Annotated in this window: 17 protein-coding genes; 8 read left to right on the top strand and 9 right to left on the bottom strand. The window is 76.1% G+C overall.

What is annotated here, in order from left to right:
- Window positions 1-321 precede the first annotated feature (321 nt).
- A complete protein-coding gene (dnaA, locus tag ACFO3M_RS11030) occupies window positions 322-2,184 on the bottom strand; it encodes a chromosomal replication initiator protein DnaA (protein ID WP_387988636.1) in 1,863 nt (620 codons plus the stop codon).
- A 728-nt stretch (window positions 2,185-2,912) separates the two neighbouring features.
- Between dnaA and rpmH the strand changes: the two genes are divergently transcribed.
- The 8 genes from rpmH to ACFO3M_RS10990 all read left to right on the top strand — a co-directional run bounded on the left by rpmH (window position 2,913) and on the right by ACFO3M_RS10990 (window position 8,743).
- Entirely contained in the window at window positions 2,913-3,050 is a 138-nt protein-coding gene (rpmH, locus tag ACFO3M_RS11025) for a 50S ribosomal protein L34 (protein ID WP_040338882.1), read from the top strand.
- A gap of 1 nt (window position 3,051) precedes the next feature.
- Window positions 3,052-3,471, top strand: a complete 420-nt coding sequence (rnpA, locus tag ACFO3M_RS11020) for a ribonuclease P protein component (protein WP_387988635.1) — start codon at window positions 3,052-3,054, stop codon at window positions 3,469-3,471.
- Window positions 3,468-3,884: a membrane protein insertion efficiency factor YidD gene (gene yidD, locus ACFO3M_RS11015; protein ID WP_387988634.1), complete on the top strand. Its 417-nt coding sequence runs from the start codon at window positions 3,468-3,470 to the stop codon at window positions 3,882-3,884. Before rnpA ends, yidD begins: the two co-directional genes overlap by 4 nt.
- Window positions 3,877-5,076, top strand: a complete 1,200-nt coding sequence (gene yidC / locus ACFO3M_RS11010) for a membrane protein insertase YidC (RefSeq protein ID WP_387988633.1) — start codon at window positions 3,877-3,879, stop codon at window positions 5,074-5,076. The genes yidD and yidC overlap by 8 nt, the downstream gene beginning before the upstream one ends.
- 134 nt (window positions 5,077-5,210) lie before the next feature.
- A complete protein-coding gene (locus tag ACFO3M_RS11005; RefSeq protein WP_387988632.1) occupies window positions 5,211-5,813 on the top strand; it encodes a Jag family protein in 603 nt (200 codons plus the stop codon).
- Window positions 5,810-6,466: a 16S rRNA (guanine(527)-N(7))-methyltransferase RsmG gene (rsmG, locus tag ACFO3M_RS11000; protein ID WP_387988631.1), complete on the top strand. Its 657-nt coding sequence runs from the start codon at window positions 5,810-5,812 to the stop codon at window positions 6,464-6,466. Before ACFO3M_RS11005 ends, rsmG begins: the two co-directional genes overlap by 4 nt.
- 91 nt (window positions 6,467-6,557) lie before the next feature.
- On the top strand, window positions 6,558-7,670 hold the full coding sequence (locus ACFO3M_RS10995; protein WP_387988630.1) for a ParA family protein: 1,113 nt from the start codon (window positions 6,558-6,560) through the stop codon (window positions 7,668-7,670).
- On the top strand, window positions 7,667-8,743 hold the full coding sequence (locus tag ACFO3M_RS10990; protein WP_387988629.1) for a ParB/RepB/Spo0J family partition protein: 1,077 nt from the start codon (window positions 7,667-7,669) through the stop codon (window positions 8,741-8,743). The genes ACFO3M_RS10995 and ACFO3M_RS10990 overlap by 4 nt, the downstream gene beginning before the upstream one ends.
- 53 nt (window positions 8,744-8,796) lie before the next feature.
- Here ACFO3M_RS10990 and ACFO3M_RS10985 read toward each other — a convergent pair whose 3' ends face one another.
- From ACFO3M_RS10985 to ACFO3M_RS10950, 8 genes are all read right to left on the bottom strand, one after another.
- A complete protein-coding gene (locus ACFO3M_RS10985; RefSeq protein ID WP_387988628.1) occupies window positions 8,797-9,798 on the bottom strand; it encodes a D-alanine--D-alanine ligase family protein in 1,002 nt (333 codons plus the stop codon).
- Between the two features lies 1 nt (window position 9,799).
- Window positions 9,800-11,200, bottom strand: coding sequence for an aminotransferase-like domain-containing protein (locus ACFO3M_RS10980; protein WP_387988627.1), 1,401 nt, complete (start codon window positions 11,198-11,200; stop codon window positions 9,800-9,802).
- 91 nt (window positions 11,201-11,291) lie between these two features.
- Complete coding sequence (locus ACFO3M_RS10975; protein WP_387988626.1) at window positions 11,292-12,434, bottom strand: N-acetylmuramoyl-L-alanine amidase; 1,143 nt, start codon at window positions 12,432-12,434, stop codon at window positions 11,292-11,294.
- A gap of 123 nt (window positions 12,435-12,557) precedes the next feature.
- Entirely contained in the window at window positions 12,558-12,956 is a 399-nt protein-coding gene (trxA, locus tag ACFO3M_RS10970; protein ID WP_465253860.1) for a thioredoxin, read from the bottom strand.
- A 50-nt stretch (window positions 12,957-13,006) separates the two neighbouring features.
- Window positions 13,007-14,026, bottom strand: a complete 1,020-nt coding sequence (gene trxB / locus ACFO3M_RS10965) for a thioredoxin-disulfide reductase (protein ID WP_456903458.1) — start codon at window positions 14,024-14,026, stop codon at window positions 13,007-13,009.
- Window positions 14,027-14,077: 51 nt separating this feature from the next.
- A complete protein-coding gene (locus ACFO3M_RS10960) occupies window positions 14,078-15,688 on the bottom strand; it encodes a protein kinase family protein (protein ID WP_387988624.1) in 1,611 nt (536 codons plus the stop codon).
- Window positions 15,685-17,517: a murein biosynthesis integral membrane protein MurJ gene (gene murJ, locus ACFO3M_RS10955; protein WP_387988623.1), complete on the bottom strand. Its 1,833-nt coding sequence runs from the start codon at window positions 17,515-17,517 to the stop codon at window positions 15,685-15,687. The genes ACFO3M_RS10960 and murJ overlap by 4 nt, the downstream gene beginning before the upstream one ends.
- Window positions 17,518-17,900: 383 nt before the next feature.
- Window positions 17,901-20,159: a DUF6049 family protein gene (locus ACFO3M_RS10950; RefSeq protein WP_387988622.1), complete on the bottom strand. Its 2,259-nt coding sequence runs from the start codon at window positions 20,157-20,159 to the stop codon at window positions 17,901-17,903.
- Between the last annotated feature and the right edge of the window lie 51 nt (window positions 20,160-20,210).

The raw sequence follows: 20,210 nt of genomic DNA, 5'->3' as shown, positions 1-20,210 counted from the left end.
CGCAGGTCACCACGGCGGAACGTCGCTGGATGCACACACTGGGGAAGCACCTGGGGACGACACCCGGTGCCGCGGCTCCCCGGAGCGGTCCGGTCACACCGGGATGACGATCTCCCCAGGGTGTGCACATCCCTGGGGACAACTCGGCGGCATGTCGACACGGCGGGAGCCGGTGACCGCCCGGCAACCGCGGGACGACGGGCGACGACCGGTCCCCGCCACCGCCCACCGGCTGTGGACAGCCGGCCCGGTGTCTCCACCGCGGCGGGCCGGTGACGGCCGACGACGGCCGACCGAGGGCCCTCCGAGGGGCCGCCGGGGCTACTGGCGGGCGCGGCTCTTGATGCGCGCGGTCAGCTCGGTGACCTGGGTGTAGGTCGCCCGGCGCTCGCTCATCAGGTTGGTGATCTTCTTGACCGCGTGCATGACCGTGGTGTGGTCCTTGCCGCCGAAGGAGGCCCCGATCCGCGGCAGGGACAGCTCGGTGAGCTCCCGGCACAGGTACATGGCGATCTGGCGGGCGTTGACCAGCGTGCGGCTGCGGTTGGAGCCCTGCAGCTCCTCCATCGTCACGGAGAAGTACTCCGCGGTCGCGGCCATGATGATCGCCGCGGTGATCTGCGGGCCCTGCTCGTCGCTGATGAGGTCCTTGAGCACCAGCTCGGCCAGCGGCAGGTCGACCTGCTGCTTGTTGAGGCTGGCGAAGGCGGTGACCCGGATCAGCGCGCCCTCGAGCTCGCGGATGTTGGTCTGCACCTTGCTGGCGATGAACTCCAGCACCGGGTCGGGCACCTGCAGCCGCTCGCCGTAGGCCTTCTTGCGCAGGATCGCGATACGGGTCTCCAGGTCCGGCGCCTGGACGTCGGTGATCAGCCCCCACTCGAACCGCGTGCGCAGCCGGTCCTCGAGCGTCGTCAGCTTCTTCGGCGCCCGGTCGGAGGTGATGACGATCTGCTTGCTCGCGTTGTGCAGCGTGTTGAAGGTGTGGAAGAACTCCTCCTGCGTCCGCTCGGCGCGCTCCAGGAACTGGATGTCGTCGATGAGCAGGAAGTCGATGTCCCGGTAGCGGCGGCGGAAGTCCTCGGCCCGGCCGGAGTGCACCAGGTTGATGAACTCGTTGGTGAACTCCTCGGTGCTGACGTAGCGCACCCGCACGTTGGGGAACATCCGCGCCGCGTAGTGCCCGATCGCGTGCAGCAGGTGCGTCTTGCCCAGCCCGGAGTCGCCGTAGACGAACAGCGGGTTGTAGGCCCGCGCCGGGGCCTCGGCGACGGCGACCGCCGCGGCGTGGGCGAACCGGTTGCTGTTGCCGATGACGAAACTGTCGAAGACGTACTTGGGGTTCAGCCCCGGGTCCAGGCCGGCCGGTGGACGGCGGTCACCGAACAGCGGCACCGCGGTGCCGGACGCGCGGCCGGGGGACCCGCCGCGCTGCGGCGCGGGCTCGTCGGCGCCGTCGGGGGCGGCGTCACCGAGGTCGAAGGGCAGCACCTCGGCGCCCTCCCCGACCCGCGGGCCGCGGCGGCGGCCGGTGCGCCCGCGGCTCGCGGGGCTCCAGTCGGTGCCGCCCCACTCCCCCACGCCGTCACCGGCGGGTGCCGGCGCGTCGGCGGGGGACGACGCCTCCCGGCGCGCGGCGTCCCGGCGGGCGGCGTCGGCCCGGCCGGCGTCGTAGGGCTCGAAGGGGCCGGCCTCGTACGGGGCCGACTCGTAGGACGCCGGCTCGTACGGCGAGGACTCGTAGGGGCCCGGCTCGAACGGCGCGGGCTCGAAGCCGGCACGGTCGAGCGGACGCGCGTCGCTGCGCACCCCGAAGGCGCTGCGGCCGTCGTCGGCCCGCTCGCGGTCCTCGTCGCTGGGGGCGGCGTCCACCGGCGTCCACGGCCGGCGGGTCGGCTGCTCCTCGGGCGCGGGCGCCGAGGCGGGGGCGTCCTCGAGCTGGATGGCGACGCCGATGTCCCGGCCGAGCTGCTCGGACAGCGCCTCGGCAAGCACCCGGCGCATCCGCGACTCGAGCACGGTCTGGGTGAACTCGTTGGGCGCGGCGAGCACGGCGGTGCCACCGACCAGGCCCACCGGCCGGGTCAGGTTGAGCATCGCGTTCTGCTGCCGGGTGAGGCTGGTCGCCAGCCGCTCGCGGACCGAGTCCCAGACCTCCGCCAGGTCCACCGCGGCATCGGCCATGACCGTGTCCTCCCCTTGCAGTTCGTCCCCGCTGTCCGACCTCCGGCGTCCTCGGGAGCCGGCGTCCCCGGTGCCGCGGCTGCCCGGGAAGTGGACATCCTGGACACCCGGGTTCCACACGAGTGTCCACAGGCTGTGCACGACCGGCGACATGGTGCCGTGTCGACCTGTAGATGTCAGGTCGCAGCGGGGTCGTCGCTGGTCGGGAGGGAGGTCGTGATACGGCTCGAGACGGACTGCGGTCAGGTCGACCGGGTGGTCGGCCCCCGTACCGGGCGGTCTGCCCGGACCGGAGCGACGGCGACGCTAACAGCCCCGTCCACAGCCCGGCAACGACGTCCGGGGACGCCTGGGACGGCCGGTGCGCGTGTCGTTCGGCGTGTCGTCCCCGGCCGGTCGGCGTGCCGACACCGACCGTCCGCCCGGACGGTGCAGCCTGGCGGGTCGCCGTCGGCGAGCCGGTCGCGTGACCGGGACCGCGGGAACGGCGTCCTCGGGCGCCGCCGTCCTCGGTTATGCTGGTCGGAGTCTGTGGACCGGTAGCGGTGCGCGGACGCGGTCGTCCGCCGGATCCCGGCGCCGTCCGTGTCCCGGGCCGCCGGTGCCGGGGCCCACAGCGCCAGCCTCGCGGGGTCCCGCGGAGTGGCCCCGCCGCCTCTCCCGGAGCCCCGCCGCGTGCCTGCCCACCGGCCGGCCGCACCACCGATGTCCTGCCGTAGGAGTACCCCGTGAGCAAGCGCACCTTCCAGCCGAACAACCGCCGCCGGTCCAAGACCCACGGCTTCCGGCTGCGGATGCGCACCCGCGCAGGCCGCGCGATCCTCGCCGGCCGCCGCCGCAAGGGTCGCGAGAAGCTCTCCGCCTGAGGTGCTGCCCGCGCAGGCCCGCCTGCGCCGGCGTCCGGAGTTCACCGCGGTCGTCCGGTCGGGCCGGCGTGCCGGTCGGCCGACCATGGTGCTCCACTACCTCCCCGTCCGACCCCCGGCCCGCACGGCCGGGGGTCTCGACGTGCCCGGGGACGGGACGCCCGCCGGGCCCCGTGCCGGGTTCGTGGTCGGCAAGGCGGTCGGCAACTCCGTGGTCCGGCACCGCGTGACCCGGCAGCTGCGCGCCGCCGTGCGCGAGGAGCTCGGCCGGCTGCCCGCCGGCGCCGACCTCGTCGTCCGGGCCCGCCCCGACGCCGCGACGGCGACCTCCGCGCAGTTGCGCCGCGACCTGGCCGCCGGCCTGGACCGGGTGCTCGCGGAGCGGTCCCGGCCGTCGGCCGAGCGGACGCGGTCCTCGTGAGCGCCCCCGCGGCCCGGCGTCCCGGACCGGTGGCCCGCGCGCTGCTGGCCGCCGTCGGCTTCTACTCCCGCGCCGTCAGCCCCGCGCTGCCGCCGCGCTGCCGCTTCGCCCCCACCTGCAGCGCCTACGCCGCCGAGGCGGTCGCCGTCCACGGCGCCGCCCGCGGGTCGTGGCTGGCGCTGCGGCGGCTGCTCAAGTGCGCGCCCTGGCACCCCGGCGGCTACGACCCGGTCCCCGCGCCGCGCGCGGGCCGGGGACGCCCCGGAACCGGTGGCGACGGCCGCACGTCGATGACAGCGGCACCCGCGGCCCCCGCCGACGGCGTGCCCGCCGCCGACGGTGCCCGTCGCCCCGCCCCCGAGACCCCGCCGGCGTCCCGCCGGGCCCCGCAGGAGGAGTCCTCCGTTGCTTGACTGGCTCTACACCGCCATCGCCTTCGTCATGAAGACGTGGCACTCGGTGTTCTCGACGTTCCTCGACCCGGCCGGTGGCATCACCTGGGCGCTGTCGATCGTGTTCCTCGTCGTCACCGTCCGGCTGCTGCTGTTCCCGCTGTTCGTCAAGCAGATCAAGAGCCAGCGGGCGATGCAGGAGATCCAGCCGGAGATCCAGAAGCTGCGCAAGCAGTACGGCGCGGACCGCCAGGGCTTCAGCCAGGCGATGATGGCGCTGCAGAAGGAGCGCGGGGTCAACCCGCTGGCCGGCTGCCTGCCGATCCTCCCGCAGATCCCGGTCTTCCTCGCGCTGTTCCACGTGCTGCGCCGGCTGCGGCCGGGCGCCCCCGGTCTCTACAGCTGGGACGACCAGCTCACCGACCAGGCCGCCAAGGCGGAGCTGTTCGGGGCGCCGATCTCCTCGTCGTTCACCATGTCGGGTCAGAAGGCCACCGACATCCTGGCGCTGCCCGGCGTCAGCCAGGGCGGCATCCGCACGGTCGCGCTGATCCTCATGGTGGTCATGTGCGTGACGACCTTCGTCACGCAGAAGCAGATCATGAAGCGCTCGGGGCCGGTCGAGGGCCAGGCCGCGATGGTGCAGAAGCTGCTGCTCTACGGCATGCCGGTCAGCCTCTTCGTCACCGGCTTCTTCTTCCCCATCGGCGTCCTCCTGTACTGGATGACGAACAACCTGTGGACGCTGGGCCAGCAGTTCTTCATCCTGCGCAAGATGCCCCCGCCCGGCAGCCCCGCCGCCAAGGCGAAGGCCGCGGCCGAGAAGCCCGCGATCGACCCCAAGACGCTCGCCCCCCGGCCCGGCGCCAAGCCGGTGCGCGGCAAGAGCGGCCGGCCGGCGGCCGCCGGCGTCGAGCTGACCAAGGGCGGCGCCGACGGGGCCCCGGCGGACGGCACCCCGGCCGGCGGGAACGGCGCCACCGGCACCGGCACCGGCACCGGCGCGAACGGCACCGGCGCGAACGGCACCGGCGCGAACGGCACCGGCAGCGCGAACGGAGCCGGGGGCGGCGGCACGGGCGGCGGGGCGACCGCCGCGGGCGGGACCGCCTCCGGGGGCCGCTCCGGCGGCGGGACCCGCGCCCCCCGGCCCGCGAACCGCGGCCCGCACGGCCGGCCCGCCGGCACCGGCGGCAAGCGCAAGCGCCGCTAGACCCCGGTCCGCGGCGAACGGCGTCCCCCGACGCCGCTCGCCGCGGACCCGCCGGGAGGAGCAGCGACCACGCGCCCTCCGGCCTCCGACCTCCGGGCCCGCCCCGGCCGCCCGCACCGACTGGAGGTACCTCCGTGAGCGTCCCGAACCACACCGCACCGGCCGAGACCCCCGACCTCCCCGACGCCGACGACGACAGCACCGACGCCGTCCTCGAGCCCACCGACGAGGTCGCGCCCGCCCCCTCGGGGAACGGCCGCGCCGCCGCCACCGGCACCGACCTGCTCGTCCGCGAGGGCGACGTCGCCGGCGACTACCTCGAGCGCCTGCTCGACATCCTCGACGTGGACGGGGACATCGACCTCGACGTCGAGGGCGACCGCGCCTCGGTCGCCATCGTCGGCGGCGACCTCGACGACCTGGTCGGCTCCGACGGCTCCGTCCTGGAGGCGCTGCAGGAGCTCACCCGGCTGGCCGTCGCCCAGGCCACCGGCGTCCGCAGCCGGCTGATGCTCGACATCGGCGGCTACCGGGCCCGGCGGCGCGCGGACCTCACCTCCATGGCCGCCGAGGCCGCCCGCCGGGTCGCCGGCACCGGGCAGCCCGAGCGGCTCGCGCCGATGAACCCCTTCGAGCGCAAGGTCGTCCACGACGTCGTCGCCGGCGTCCCCGGGGTGCGCAGCGAGTCCGAGGGCGAGGAGCCCAACCGCCGCGTCGTGGTCCTGCCGGAGCGGTGAGCGACACTCCCGTCCCGTCCGCCCCACCCGCCCCGGAGGTGGCCGCCTCCGTCTTCGGGGCGGGGCTGCCCGGCGCCGAGCGCTACGTCGCCCGGCTCGCCTCCGACGGCGTCACCCGCGGGCTGATCGGCCCGCGGGAGGTCCCGCGGCTGTGGGAGCGGCACGTGCTCAACAGCGCCGCCGTCGCGGAGGCCGTGCCCGAGGGGGCCCGGGTGGTCGACGTCGGCAGCGGCGCCGGCCTCCCGGGGATCCCGCTCGCTCTGGCCCGGCCGGACCTGCGGATGACCCTGGTGGAGCCCATGGCCCGCCGGGTCGAGTTCCTCGAGGAGGTCGTCGCCGAGCTCGGCGCCCCGTGGCGCGTGGTCCGCGGCCGCGCCGAGGAGCGCTCGGTGGTGACCGCCGTCGGCCCGGTCGACGTCGTCACCGCCCGGGCGGTCGCCGCGCTGCCCCGGCTGGTCGGCTGGAGCCGCGGCCTGCTGCGGCCCGGCGCCCAGCTGGTGGCCCTCGTCGGCGCCCGCGCGGTGGAGGAGCTGCCCGCGCTGGTCCCCGAGCTGGAGGCCGCGGGCATGCGCGACGTCCACGTCCGGGCTGTCGGCGCCGGGCTGGGGGACGCTGCCACTACCGTGGTGGTGATGACGCGGGGCCGACGGTGAGGCCCCGCGGGACGACGACGGCGTTCCACGTGGAACGCGACCAGGTACCCGTCCCGTTCCACGTGAAACGGGTCGGCAGGGAGGACCCGCGATGACCGACCCGGGCCAGCGGCTGCGCAGCAGCCTCGCGGCCGACTCGGCGGCCCACTCCGGCGGGGACTTCGACAGTCCCATCGCGATGGAGGCGCTGCGGGCCACCCGGGTGCTGCACGCCGCCGACCAGGAGCCGTTCCCCGCACCCGGGCGCATCCGGGTCATCACCGTCGCCAACCAGAAGGGCGGCGTCGGGAAGACCACCTCCACGGTCAACCTGGGCGTGGCGCTGGCGCTCTACGGCCTGCGGGCGCTGGTCATCGACCTCGACCCGCAGGGCAACACCAGCACCGCCCTCGGTGTGGAGCACACGGTGGGGACGCCGTCGATCTACGACGCCCTCGTCGGGGACAGCTCGCTGGCCGACGTCGTCCACCCGACGACGGCCAGCCCGAACCTGCGCTGCGTCCCGGCGACGATCGACCTGGCCGGCGCGGAGATCGAGCTGGTCTCCGTCGTCGCCCGCGAGTACCGCCTGCGCCGGGCGATCGAGGGCTACATCCACGGCCTGCCCGAGGACCAGCGCCCGCACTACGTCCTCATCGACTGCCCGCCGTCGCTGGGCCTGCTGACGCTCAACGCGCTGGTGGCCGGCGACGAGGTGCTCATCCCGATCCAGTGCGAGTACTACGCGCTGGAGGGCCTGGGCCAGCTGCTCAACAACATCGAGCTGGTGCGCGCGCACCTCAACCCGGGGATCGCCGTCCGCACCATCCTGCTGACGATGTACGACGGCCGCACCAAGCTCGCCGACCAGGTCGCCGAGGAGGTCCGCAGCCACTTCGGGGACCTGGTGCTGGCGACGGTCATCCCGCGCAACGTCCGGGTGTCCGAGGCGCCGGGGTACGGGCAGTCCGTGCTCACCTACGACCCGGGCTCGCGCGGCTCCACCAGCTACGTCGAGGCCGCGCGCGAGCTCGCCGAGCGCGGCGTCGGCCTGGAACCGATCGACGTCCGGCCGATGGGCCCCCCGCCGCCGCCCCCCGCGCCGGCGACCGCGCCGATGCCCGCCGTCCGGCCGGGCACCGCCCGGCACGCCGACCCCGCGTTCGCCGGCACCGACGCCGCCGTCCTGCCCGTTCCGACCTCCGTCGACGAGGAGACCCGATGAGCAAGCGTGGCGGCCTCGGCCGGGGTCTCGCGGCGCTGATCCCCACCGCCCCTCCGGTCGAGCAGCCGACGCTGCCCGAGACCGACGGCCCGGCCCCGGCCGCCCCCGAGACGGGTGGGACGCCCGGGACGGGTGGGGCGCCGGCGCCGGTCACCCTGCTGCCACCGGCGGCGCAGGCGGCCGCGACGGTCGCCGCGCAGGCCGCGTCGTCTCCGGGCACGGCCGCGGTCGGCGTCCCCGGCGCGCAGCTGCGCGAGGTCGCCGTCAGCGACGTCGTCCCCAACCCGCGCCAGCCGCGGCAGGTCTTCGACGACGAGGCGCTCGAGGAGCTCACCCACTCGGTGCGCGAGTTCGGCCTGCTGCAGCCGATCGTCGTGCGCGAGCGCACCGACGGCGACGGCGGTGCGCCCTACGAGCTCATCATGGGCGAGCGGCGGCTGCGGGCCGCGCGCGCGGCCGAGCTGGAGACGGTGCCGGCGATCGTCCGGGACACCGAGGACGACGCCCTGCTCCGAGACGCACTGCTGGAGAACATCCACCGCGTCCAGCTCAACCCGCTGGAGGAGGCGGCGGCCTACCAGCAGCTGCTGGAGGAGTTCGGCGCCACCCACGAGGAGCTGGCGCAGCGGATCGGCCGCAGCCGCTCGCAGGTCACCAACACCATCCGGCTGCTCAAGCTGCCGGTGAAGGTCCAGACCCGGGTCGCCGCGGGCGTCATCTCCGCCGGGCACGCGCGGGCGCTGCTGGGCCTCGACGACGCCGAGGCGCAGGAGGCCCTGGCCGCCCGGATCGTGGCCGAGGGGCTGTCGGTGCGCGCCACAGAGGAGGCGGTCGCGCTCGCCGTGGCCGAGCAGCCGGCCTCCCGCCGCCGCGCCCGCCGGATCAGCGCGCCGGGTGTCGAGGACCTCGCCGGCCGGCTGTCCGACGTCTTCGAGACCAAGGTGAAGATCCAGATCGGCCGGGCCAAGGGCCGCATCGTCGTCGAGTTCGGCTCGGTCGACGACCTGCAGCGCATCATCGGCCAGATGGCGCCGGACCTGACCGGCCGCCGCGAGGAGTCGGAAGGCGCCTGACGACGAGAAAGGCCCGGTTCCGTCACGGACGGAACCGGGCCTCTGTCTCTACGTCACCGCGAGCTCTGCGCCCGGCGGGTGAGCAGCCGCGAGAGGACCTCGCCCAGGTCGTGCCCGGCGGCCTCGACCGCCATGGGGAACATCGAGGTCTCGGTCAGCCCCGGGGAGACGTTCACCTCGAGGAAGTGCACCTCGCCGTCGGGCGAGACGATCGCGTCGGTGCGGGACAGGTCCGCGAGGCCCAGCGCCCGGTGCACCCGCACCGCGACCTCGGCCGCGCGGGCCGCGACGTCCTCGGACACGCGGGCCGGCGCGTGGTACTCGGTCAGCCCGGGCGTGTAGCGGGCGGTGTAGTCGAAGACGCCGGACTCCGGTGCGATCTCCACCGCCGGCAGCGCCTGCGGCCCCTCCCCCAGGTCGACCACCGACAGGGCCAGCTCCACGCCGTCGACGAACCGCTCGACGAGGACCGTGTCGCCGTAGGCGAAGCAGCTGACCATCGCCGCGGGCAGGTCCTCGACACGGGTGACCTTCTGCGCGCCCAGCGCCGAGCCGCCCGAGGCCGGCTTGACCATCAGCGGCAGCCCGAGCCGGGCGACGATGAGGTCGAGGACGGCGCCGGCGCCCAGCTCGCGGAAGGTGCTGTGCGGCAGCGCCACCCAGTCCGGCGTCGTCACCCCGGCCGTGCGCACCACCGACTTGGCCGCGGGCTTGTCCCAGGCCAGCCGGCAGGCCGCGGCCGGGGAGCCGACGTAGGGGACGCCGGCCAGGTCGAGGACCGCGCGCAGGGCGCCGTCCTCGCCGGTGGCGCCGTGCAGGGCGATGAACACCGCGTCGGCGGGGGCGGCGGCCAGGCCGGGCAGCAGCTCCGCGTCGGCGTCGCGCAGCTCGGCGTCGACACCGACGCGGGCCAGCTCCTCCACCACCTGGGTGCCCGAGGACAGGCTGACCTCGCGCTCGAAGGTCAGGCCGCCGGCCAGGACGACGGCGCGCAACGCGGTCTCCTCGTCCTCCGGGGCGGCCGGTGCGGCGGGGTCGGTCACGGGTTCGGTCACGTCAGTCCTCGATCCGGTCGCTGCTGGCGGGGCCGACGATCGTCTCGGCGGTGGTGTCGGTCCGGCCGACGGCGCGGAAGGTGCCGGTGTCGACGGCGTCGAAGGTGGAGTGCAGGTCCAGCTCGGCCTCGATGACCCGGGCCAGCCGGCGCACGCCCTCCCGGATCTGGTCCGGCTCGGGGTAGCAGTAGGACAGCCGCATGTACTCGCGGCCCGACCCGTCGGCGTAGAAGCCGATGCCGGGGACGTACGCGACGTGCGCGCCCACCGCGCGCGGCTGCATGAGCTTGGCGTCCAGGCCGTTCGGGAGCTTCAGCCACACGTAGAAGCCGCCGTCGGGCCGGGTCCAGGTGGTGCCCGGGGGCATCAGGGCGTCGAGCGACTCCAGCGTGGCGTCGCGCCGCTCCCGGTACAGCTCGGTGAACAGCTTGATCTGCTCGCGCCAGGGCTGGGTGTCCAGGTACCGGGCGACGGCGTACTGGGTGAGCGAGGGCGGGCAGAGCACCTGCGCCTCGGTGGCCAGCACCAGCTTCTCGCGGACGGCGAGCGGCGCGAGCACCCAGCCCACCCGCAGGCCCGGGGAGAAGGTCTTGGAGAACGAGCCGAGGTAGATGACCCGCTGCGCGTCGCGGGCCCGCAGCGCGCGCATCGGCTCGTGGTCGAAGCCGAGCAGGCCGTAGGGGTTGTCCTCGATGACCAGCAGGTCGTAGCGGTCGGCGATGTCGACGATCGCCTGGCGGCGCGGCTCGGAGAGCGTCACGCCGGCCGGGTTGTGGAAGTTGGGCACCGTGTAGAGGAACTTGACCCGGTCGCCGTTGGCCCGGCACTCGAGCAGCGCCTGCTCCAGCGCCTCCGGGACCAGCCCGTCGTCGTCCATGGCGACGTGCTTCACCCGCGCCTCGGCGGCCTGGAAGACCCCGAGCGCGCCGACGTAGGACGGGCCCTCGGCGAGGATGACGTCGCCCGGGTCGCAGAAGACGCGGGTCACCAGGTCCAGGGCCTGCTGCGAGCCGACGGTCACCACGACCTCGCTGGGCGAGGCGTCGGTGATGCCCTCGAGCGCCATGACGTCGCAGATGCGCTCGCGCAGCCGCGGGTCGCCCTGGCCGGAGCCGTACTGCAGGGTCTGCGCGCCCATGCCGCTGACCAGCTCGCCGATCATCGACCCGACGGCGTCCAGCGGCAGTGCGGTGACGGCGGGCATGCCGCCGGCCAGCGAGACCACCTCGGGCCGGCTGACGACGGAGAAGAGTGCGCGGATCTCCGAGCTCTTCATGCCGTGCGTGCGGGCTGCGTACCGGTCGGCCAGCGGGTCCAGCCGCGGGTGGCGGGGCACCACGTGCCCGTGCTGCTGCGGCGGCGTGCGGTGCGGCTGGCCGTGCGACGGCGGGAGAGAGGCCACGGACCGAGTGTAGGGAGGCCGCCGCGACCGCCCGCCCGACACGGCGGGTGAGACGGACCCGTCACACCTGGGGTGCCAGGCGCCCCACCCGTCACACCCTCTGGGGGAGGACGAACGTGCCGGTGGGCGGGTCCGCCTCGGCGGGCAGGAACAGCCGCTGGACGGCGGCCAGCACGGCCGAGGCCACGGTGCCGCGGAGCCGGGCGTCGAGCAGCAGCAGCCGGTCGACCGGGTGCGACAGGTAGCCGACGTCGAGCCGCACCGCGGGCATCCGGGTCATCCGCAGCAGGTCCCAGGTCTTGGGGTGCCCGCCGAGGTCGAGCATGCCGGTGCGGGCCACCACCTCGCGGCGGGCCAGGTCGGCGAAGCGCTCCCCCACCGTCGACGACGTCCCCGAGCCGGTGCCGTAGTAGTAGCTGGCCACCCCGCGGGCGTGCGGCGAGTCGTGGGCGTCCACGTGCAGGGAGATGAACAGGTCGGCGCCGGCGTCGTTGGCGAACGCGGTCCGCTCGGCCGGCGCCGGGTTCTGCTCGCGGCCGCGGGTCAGGTAGACCGTGGCGCCGGCCGCGGCCAGCCGCCCCTCGATCCGGCTGGCGAGGTCCAGCACCAGGTCGGCCTCGGTGGTCTCGCCGGCGGCGAAGCCGGTGTCGGCGCCGCCGTGGCCGGGGTCGACGACGATGCGCCGGCCGATCAGGTGCGGCCCGCTCTCGACGAACTCGGCGCTCTGCCGCAGCAGCTGGGGGCGCCCGCCGGTCACCTTGCGGCCCAGCTGGCGCAGCGCCCGCAGCGTCGCGGGCCCGCAGGTGCCGTCGGCGGTGAGGCCGTAGTCGCGCTGGAAGGCCTGCAGGCCGGACTCGGTGTCGCGGCCGAAGATGCCGTCGGCGCGGCCGGCGTCGTAGCCGAGCTCGAGCAGCCGCTCCTGCAGGCTGGTGACGTCGTCGCCGCGCACGGGACGCTCGGGGTCGTGGTGCAGCAGCCGGTCGCCCAGCGACCAGCGCGCCTCCGACAGCGCCCGGTAGGTCTCCTCGCCGACCCGGCCGTCCACTGACAGCCCGCGGACCTGCTGGAAGTGGCGGACGGCGAGCGCGGTGGCCTCGTCGTAGACGCCGTCGGCGGGCCCGGCGCCGTCGGTGGGCCGGAGCAGGCCCAGGCTGCGCAGCGCGGCCTGTACGTCTGCGACGGCGGCTCCGTGGCTGCCCGGACCCAGCGGCTGCATGTCGCTCTCGCTACCCATCGTGCCCACGATTGTCGCCTCCGCGACGCCTCCCGGCCCACCCGGGGCCCGTCCCGCCCCGGGAACGGCGAGGGCCCGCCTGGGACGTCCCCAGACGGGCCCTCGGGAGCCGGAGCCCGCGGCTCAGATGTAGTCGGCGAGGTCGGAGAGGATCGCGCCCTTGGGCTTGGCGCCGATGATGCTCTTGACCGGCTTGCCGCCCTGGAACACGGTCATCGTCGGGATCGACATGACCTGGTAGTCGCGGGCGATCTGCGGGTTCTCGTCGATGTTGAGCTTGGCGATCGTCAGCTTCTCGCCGTGCTCCTTGGCGATCTCCTCGAGCACCGGGGCGACCATCTTGCACGGCCCGCACCACTCCGCCCAGAAGTCGACGAGGACGGGCTTGTCACTGCCCAGCACCTCGTTGGCGAAGGTCGCGTCGGTCACCGTCACGGTGTTGCCTGCCATGGTCGTTCTCCTCTGTCGCGGTCGAGGTCGGTCGGCCTCCGCGGGGAGTAACCCGCGGAGGGGGTGCGGTATGCCCGGGGGTGGTGACGTGCCGGGACGGCCCCCTCATAGGGGGGCCTCCGTCAGCGCTCGTCGAAGGTCTCGGCCAGCCAGCGCTCGGCGTCGATGGCCGCCGCGGCGCCGGTGCCGGCCGACGTGATCGCCTGGCGGTAGATGTGGTCCACGACGTCACCGCAGGCGAAGACGCCGTCGATGTTGGTGCGGGTGGTGGGGTGCTCCACCTGCACGTAGCCCTCGTCGTCGAGCTTGAGCTGCCCGGCGAACATCTCGCTGCGCGGGTCGTGGCCGATGGCCACGAACACGCCGCTGACGGGGAGCTCCTCGGTGCTGCCGGTGGCGACGTCGGTCAGCTGCACGCCGGAGACGGTCCGGTCACCGAGCACGTCGGTGACCTGCTTGCCCAGCGCCCAGCGGATCTTCTCGTTGTCCTGCGCGCGCTTCTGCATGATCTTCGAGGCGCGCAGCTCCTCGCGGCGGTGCACGACGGTCACCGACTTGGCGAAGCGGGTGAGGAAGGTGGCCTCCTCCATCGCCGAGTCGCCGCCGCCGACCACGACGATGTCCTGGTCGCGGAAGAAGAAGCCGTCACAGGTGGCACAGGCGGAGACGCCGTGGCCGAGCAGGCGCTGCTCGTTGTCGAGGCCGAGGTACCGGTACTTGGAGCCGGTGGCGACGATGACCGCGTGCGCGAGGGTCACCTCGTCGCCGACCTTGACCACCTTGGGGGTGGCGGTGAGGTCGACCTCGGTGACGTCGCGGGCGACCAGCTCGGCGCCGAAGCGCTCGGCCTGCTGGCGCATGTCCATCATCAGCTGCGGGCCCTGGATGCCCTCGGCGAAGCCGGGGAAGTTCTCCACCTCGGTGGTGGTCATCAGGGCGCCGCCGAACTGGGAGCCCTCGAAGACCAGCGGGTGCAGGTTCGCCCGGGCGGCGTAGACGGCCGCCGTGTAACCGGCGGGACCCGATCCGATGATGACCAGGTCGCGGATGCCGTCGCGCTCCGCGGGCGGGATCACGGGTGACTCGACCTCGGTGGTCGTCGCGGGGCCGGGGGTGGGCTGGGGGTCCGTCACGCGGGGCACAACGCCGCATCGTAGGGCGGGATTCCCGCGAACAGGCCGCTGACGTGCAGGTCACTCCCCCGCGGCGGGGGTGACGGCGACCTCGGCCAGGTCGCCGGCGAAGCCGTCCTCGGCGGGGACCAGGCCGGTCACCCACACCAGGACGTACTGCGCGGTCACCGGCTCGTCGAAGGCGAGGTCGGTGGTCCCGTCGACGCTGCCGGAGGTGGCGACGGCGAAGGAGTCGAGGTCGCCGTCGGGGGCCTCGCCGGTGCGGACCTCGACGGCGATGCCCGGGGTGGTCGTCGTCAGCGTGACGCCGCCGATCGCCTGGGCCGAGCCGAGGTCGTAGACGACGCCGACGCCGGGCTTGAGGTTGCCGAAGTCGGCCGAGCCCCGGTAGGTCAGCGTGGACCAGGTGGTGGCCGGGTCGCCGTCGTGGGTGGCCGGCACCTCGTCGGTGTTCTCCGGCTCGCCGTCGCCGAAGGGGTCGAAGACGGTGGCGTCGCGGATCGGCAGGGGCGTGCCGGCCTCCGGCGCGGGGGCGGCGCTGTCCTCGGCGGGCGCGCTGCTGGACGGGACCACGGGCGTGCCGGGCCGCTCGTCGACGTTCGTGGCGACCGAGAGCAGGTTGGTGCCCACCCACCAGGCGAGCAGCACGACGACGACCAGGGCGGCCAGCAGCAGGCCGGCGACCAGGAACCGGCGGCGGCCGGGCGGGTCCTCGGCGTCGTCCTCGTCCTCCTCGACCGGCTCACCGAGGACGTCGACGTCGTGGGAGCCCTCGGCCGGCACCGGCGGGAGGGAGCGCGCGGGACCGAGCGGCACCGGCGGCAGGGTGTCGGGCTCGCGCCCCTGCGGCCGGTCGGCGTCCTGCGCCGGCGCGGCGGGCTGCCCGGCCTCGCGGTGCTCGCGCAGGCGCCGCAGCCAGCCGCTGTCACTCTCGTCGCGGCCGCGGACCGGCACGGCCGAGGACCGCGGCCGCTCGGTGAGCAGCGCGGCCATCGCCGCGGCGCTGGCCAGCCGGGCGCCGGGCTCGGTGGAGCGGGCGCGGCGGACGAGGGCGGCCAGGTCCGGCTGGGCGATGACCGGGGCGGCGGCGGGGACGCCGTCGGGCCCGGGGACGCCGGCCTGCCGGCCGGTGAGGCAGTACTCGAGCAGCGCGCCGAGGGCGGCGATGTCCTCCTGCACGGAGCCCGTGGCCGCGGGGACGGCGCGGAGGCCGACCAGCCCGTTGGGCCGCAGGACGACGGTCTCGGGGGTCAGGCCGCCGACGGCGAGGCCGACCCGGTGCGCCTCGGCGACGCCCTCGGCCAGCCGGCGCAGGACGGTGCGGGCCTCCCGCTCGCCCATCGGCCCGGACCGCAGCCGCTCGGCGAGGGTCTGCCCCTCGATCCACTCGTTGACGACGTAGGCCGCGCCGGCCTCGCCGCCGCTGCCCTCCGAGGCGTCGTAGACCATGGCCAGCGCGGGGGTGGCCAGGCCGCCGGCGGTGAGGGCGCGGGCGATCCAGGCGCGGGCCGGGGGGCCGCCGGGGACGTGCACGCGGATGGCGACGTCGCGGTTGAGGATGCGGTCCTTCGCGCGCCAGCAGTGGATGACGCCGGTCGGGGTGCGTTCCTCGGGCCCGACCTCGTCCAGCGGTCGGTACCGGTCGGGGAGGCCGGTGATCGTCGCCGTCATGGACGTGTCCGACCCCCTGTCCGCTCCCCCCGGCTGCGCGCTGCCCCGGGGACGCCGTCCGTGCCCGCCGGTCCGCCGCTCACCCGCGGCCCAGCCGCGCGCACGGCGGCGAGGGGTCCCCGGAGCTCCGGGACGCGGGCGAGCACGAACCCGGCGAGGGCCGTGACGCCGACGACCACGGTACCGATCGACAGGGTGCCGAGCGAGCCCGTCAGTGACGTGCCGAACGCGTCGTGGGTCACGCGGACGACGACCCAGCCGACGCCGGCCGCCACCGCCACCGCCAGCACCATCCGCAGCACCGGGCCCAGCGCCCCGCCCCGCGCCACACCCGGCTCGGCGCCGAGCTGCCGCCGCAGCGCCAGGTGCCCGAGCACCCAGCCGGCGAGGTAGGTGAGGCTGGTGGCCAGCATCAGCCCGGCGACGACGTGCTCGGGCTCGACCAGCGCCGGCACGAGCAGCAGCAGCGGCACCCGGACGAGGACCATGCCGACCTGGATCAGCGTCGGCGTCCGGGCGTCCTTCATCGCGTAGAAGACGCGCAGCTGCAGGAGCGTGACGGCCATGGGCAGCAGCCCGAACGCGCCGACGGCCAGGGCCGCGCCGATGCCCTGCGCCTCGTCGACCGAGGTGTTGCCGCGGGCGAAGGCGACGACCCCCAGCGCCGGGCCGACGACGGTGAGCGCGGCGGCGACCGGCAGCAGCCCCAGCGCGGACAGCCGCGTGCCGAGGGAGAGGTCCTGGACGACGCCGGGGACGTCGTTCCGGGCGGCGGCGCGGCTCATCCGCGGCACCAGGGCGGTGAGCAGCGCGACGCCGATGATCCCGTAGGGCATCTGGAACAGCAGGCTGGCGTAGGCGAAGGCGCTCGAGCCCAGCCCGCCCTCGCGGGCGGCCGCGTTGGCCACGCGCGTGGCCACGACGACGCCGACCTGGCTGACCGCCACGTAGAGGACCACCCACAGGCCCAGCCCGCCGACCTCGCGCAGCCCGGTCTGCCGCAGGCTCCACCGGGGTCGCAGCGGCACGCCGGCCCGGTGCAGCAGCGGCACCAGCACCAGCGCCTGGACGGCGATGCCGAGCAGCGTGCCGCCGCCGAGCAGCCACACCTGGCCGGGGGTGATCGTCCGCGGCTCGAGGTCGCCGGGCCCGCTCGCCATCACGAACAGCACGCCGGTGGCGATGACGACGACGTTGTTGAGGACCGGCGCCCACGCCGGCGGGCCGAACACCCCGCGCGAGTTGAGGATCGCCTGCGCCAGCGCGCCGATGCCGTAGAAGACGATCTCCACGAGCAGGATCCGGGCCAGCCAGTTGGCCAGTCGCACCTGGTCGGGGTCCTCCTGGATGCCGTACAGCGCGGTCAGGGCCGGAGCGACGACGACGGCGACCGCGGTGACCACCAGGAGCCCGGCGATCGCCACCGTGGACAGCCGCTGGGCGTAGGCGACGCCGCCGTCGCGGTCGCGCTCCTGCGCGTGCACCAGCAGCGGCACGATGACCGAGGTCAGCACCCCGCCGAGCAGCAGCTCGTACACGATGTTGGGCAGCGTGTTGGCGGTGTTGTAGGCGTCGTTGACCAGCCCGACGCCCAGCGCGGCGGCCAGCACGACCGTGCGCAGCAGGCCGGTGATCCGGGAGACCAGCGTGGCCACCGCCATCGTCCCGGCGGCGCGCAGGAGGCCGCGGCTGCCGCCGGGGGCGCCCTCCCGCCGCCGTGCCTCCTCCTCGGTCTCGCCCTCGGGCTGCGGGACCGGGGGCAGGTGCAGGATCGGGATGACCTGCGTCTCGTCGGCCGGGATGAAGCGGCGCCGCACCGGCGGGGGCACCGGCGGCAGCGGACGGGGCGCGGGCCGGACGACCGCGGGCGGGGGCACGTCGGCCCCGGGGGGCGCCGGGCGCCGTCCGTCGGCCTGCACCCCGGGCTGGTCCCCGGTGCGGGGAGCGCCCGGCGGGCGGGTCCGGGCCGGCGGCACCGGGGGCATGGCGCGGCGGCCCGCCGGGGTGCCCGGGAGGCCCGAGCCCGGCGGCGGGGCGACCGGGTACGGCGGCGGGGGCAGCGGCCGGGACCGGTCGCGCGCCGGCGGGGGCGGCGACGCCCCCGGGGACGCCGCCGCGGGGGGCGGGGAGGACACGGGAGGGGGCACCGGCGGCAGCGGGCGCGCCCCCGGCTCCCGGGCGGGCGCGTCCTCGTCGCTGCGGGAGTGGCCGGTCACACCGGGCTCCGGCTGGGCGGCCAGGCGGTCCCGGCGCCGTCGGGCAGCTCCTCCTCGGTCCGCCCGCGGCGGCGGAGGAAGAGGACCCCGCGGCGCAGGAACAGGAGCCCGAGCAGGACGGCGGCGCCGATGGTGATCGACAGCGAGATCGTCCCGTAGGCGGTGCTGCGCACCTGGATCGCGACGTCGTCGCCCAGCCGGCCGCCGTCGGGGGTGGTGAGGCTCGCGGTGACGGCGAAGCGGCCGGACTGGCGCACCTCGGTCGGGACCTCCAGCGTCGTGCGCTGCTCGGGGGCGAGCTCCGCGCCGACGTCGCCGATGGTCAGGCCGACGTTGTCGCGGGTGCGCGCCTCGACCAGCACCCGGACCGCGAAGGGCAGGTCGTTCTGCACGGTGAGCACCAGGGGCGCGTCGCTGGAGGCCAGGCTGTAGGTGCCGTCGGCGGGGGCGACCAGCGTCACCCGCTCGCGCAGGCCGGCCAGCGTGTCGCGCACGTCCCCGGCGGCGGCGGTGAAGCCGGCCGGGTCGTCCCGCCAGGCCGCCGAGGCGGCCCGGGCCAGCGCGGCGTCGTAGCCGGCGAGGACGGTGGCGGGCTCCTCGACGACGGCGCCGGCGAGGTCGTCGCGCAGCGCGGTCGCGGCGACCAGCCCGGCCACGCCGGCGGGGTCGAGCACCGCCGCGCCGGCCTGGTCCACCGGCGTGCCGGCGTCGGCGACCGGGCCCGTGGACAGGTCGGTCAGCGACGCCGGGCGCAGCCCGGGCAGCGCGGTGTCGGTGATCATCGCGGCGACCGCCTCCGGGTCGGGGTCGACGTCGCGCGGCGGGGCGACCAGGACGCTCTGGCCGGCCGGGGTGGCGGCCGCCTGCTGCGAGACCAGCACCAGCTCGGCGACGTAGCGCTGCTCGGCCACCCGCGGCCCGCCCTCGGCCGTGTCGGCCGTGCCGACGACGGAGGACAGCCCGGCGTCGGCCACCAGCGCCTCGACCGGGCCGTCGGTGCCGGGCACGGTGGTCCGCGCGGCCGCGCCGCCGCCGGGGACGCCGAGCGCCGCGTCGCCGTCGCTCAGCGCGCTGGAGGCCACCACGACCTGCTCGACGCCGCCCTCCCGGAGGGTCGTGAGCGTGTCCGGCCGCAGCGCCCCGCCGGCCGCCCAGGTCAGGTCGGTGCGCGGCGTGACCCCGAGGACGTCGGCCAGCAGCGCGGCCCCGGCCGGCCCGGGCGAGGCCGCGGAGACCACGCCCCCGCCCTCCGGGGTGTCGCCCTCGGCCCCGGGTGCGGCGCCGGGCAGCGCGCGGGTGAGCGCGGGCTCGAGGCCCGCCGCCTGCAGCGCGTCGGCGTCGACGTCGCCGTAGGGCAGGGCGACCACCGGGTGGTCGGCGGCCACGGCGCGCAGCCGCTCCAGCCACGCGGCGGCGGCCTCGGTGCCGGTGCCGGCGCCCTCCTCGCCGCCGACGTCGTAGGGGCCCTCGGCCATGACCGAGAGCTCCTCGACCAGGGCGGGGTCCACCGCGAGGGTCACCGGGGCCAGGGGCGTGGCCGCGGGCGCGCCGGGGGCGACGGCGGCGGGCAGCCGCTCGACGACGGCCAGCGCGCGGTCGAGCCGGCCGCCGTCGGCGACCGCCTCGGCCAGGCCGTCGTCGACGAACCCGCCGGAGGCGTCGCGGTGGGTGCGCTCGGCCAGCGGCCACAGCCAGGCGACGGCGGTGGCGGCGGCCGGCGGCGCGCTCTGCTGCACCACGTGGGTGCGGACCTCGCCCACCCGGCTCGGCTCGCCGCCGTCGGTGGTGCCGTTGACGTTGACCAGCACGGGGTAGACGCCGTCGCGGTCCAGGGCCAGGTCGGCGGTGGTCACGGTGACGGTGAACGGCGCGGAGTCGCCGGGGGCGAGCGGGCCGGGCAGCGGCTGGAACGGCGTGCTGAACGCGGTGGCCGGGTCGGGGTCGGCGTCGGAGGCGAGCAGCTCGGCGCGGGTGGTGACGGCCTGGCCGCGCTGCAGCCGGACGCCGAGGTCGGTGACCGTCTCGGTGCCGTCGTTGGTCAGCGTGCCGGCCAGGGTGACCGTGCCGCCGGGGGCGACCGTGCGCGGGTCGAGCCGGGTGACGTCGACGGTGACCGGCCGCTCGGGGTCGGCCGCGGGCGCGGCGGGCGGTGCCGGTGCCGCCGGTGCCGCGGCGGCCGGGGCCACGCCCGGGGCGAGTGCCGGGGCGGCGGCGAGCGGAAGGGCCAGCAGGGCCACCGTCAGGACGCGGGTCACCGTCCTCCCGCGCCGGCCGGCCCCGGACCGGGGGGTGCTGTGCCGAGGATG

The organism is Geodermatophilus arenarius (genome assembly GCF_042654585.1).
Taxonomy (GTDB): Bacteria; Actinomycetota; Actinomycetes; order Mycobacteriales; family Geodermatophilaceae; genus Geodermatophilus; species Geodermatophilus arenarius.
This window is presented reverse-complemented; position numbering and strand designations above follow the sequence as displayed.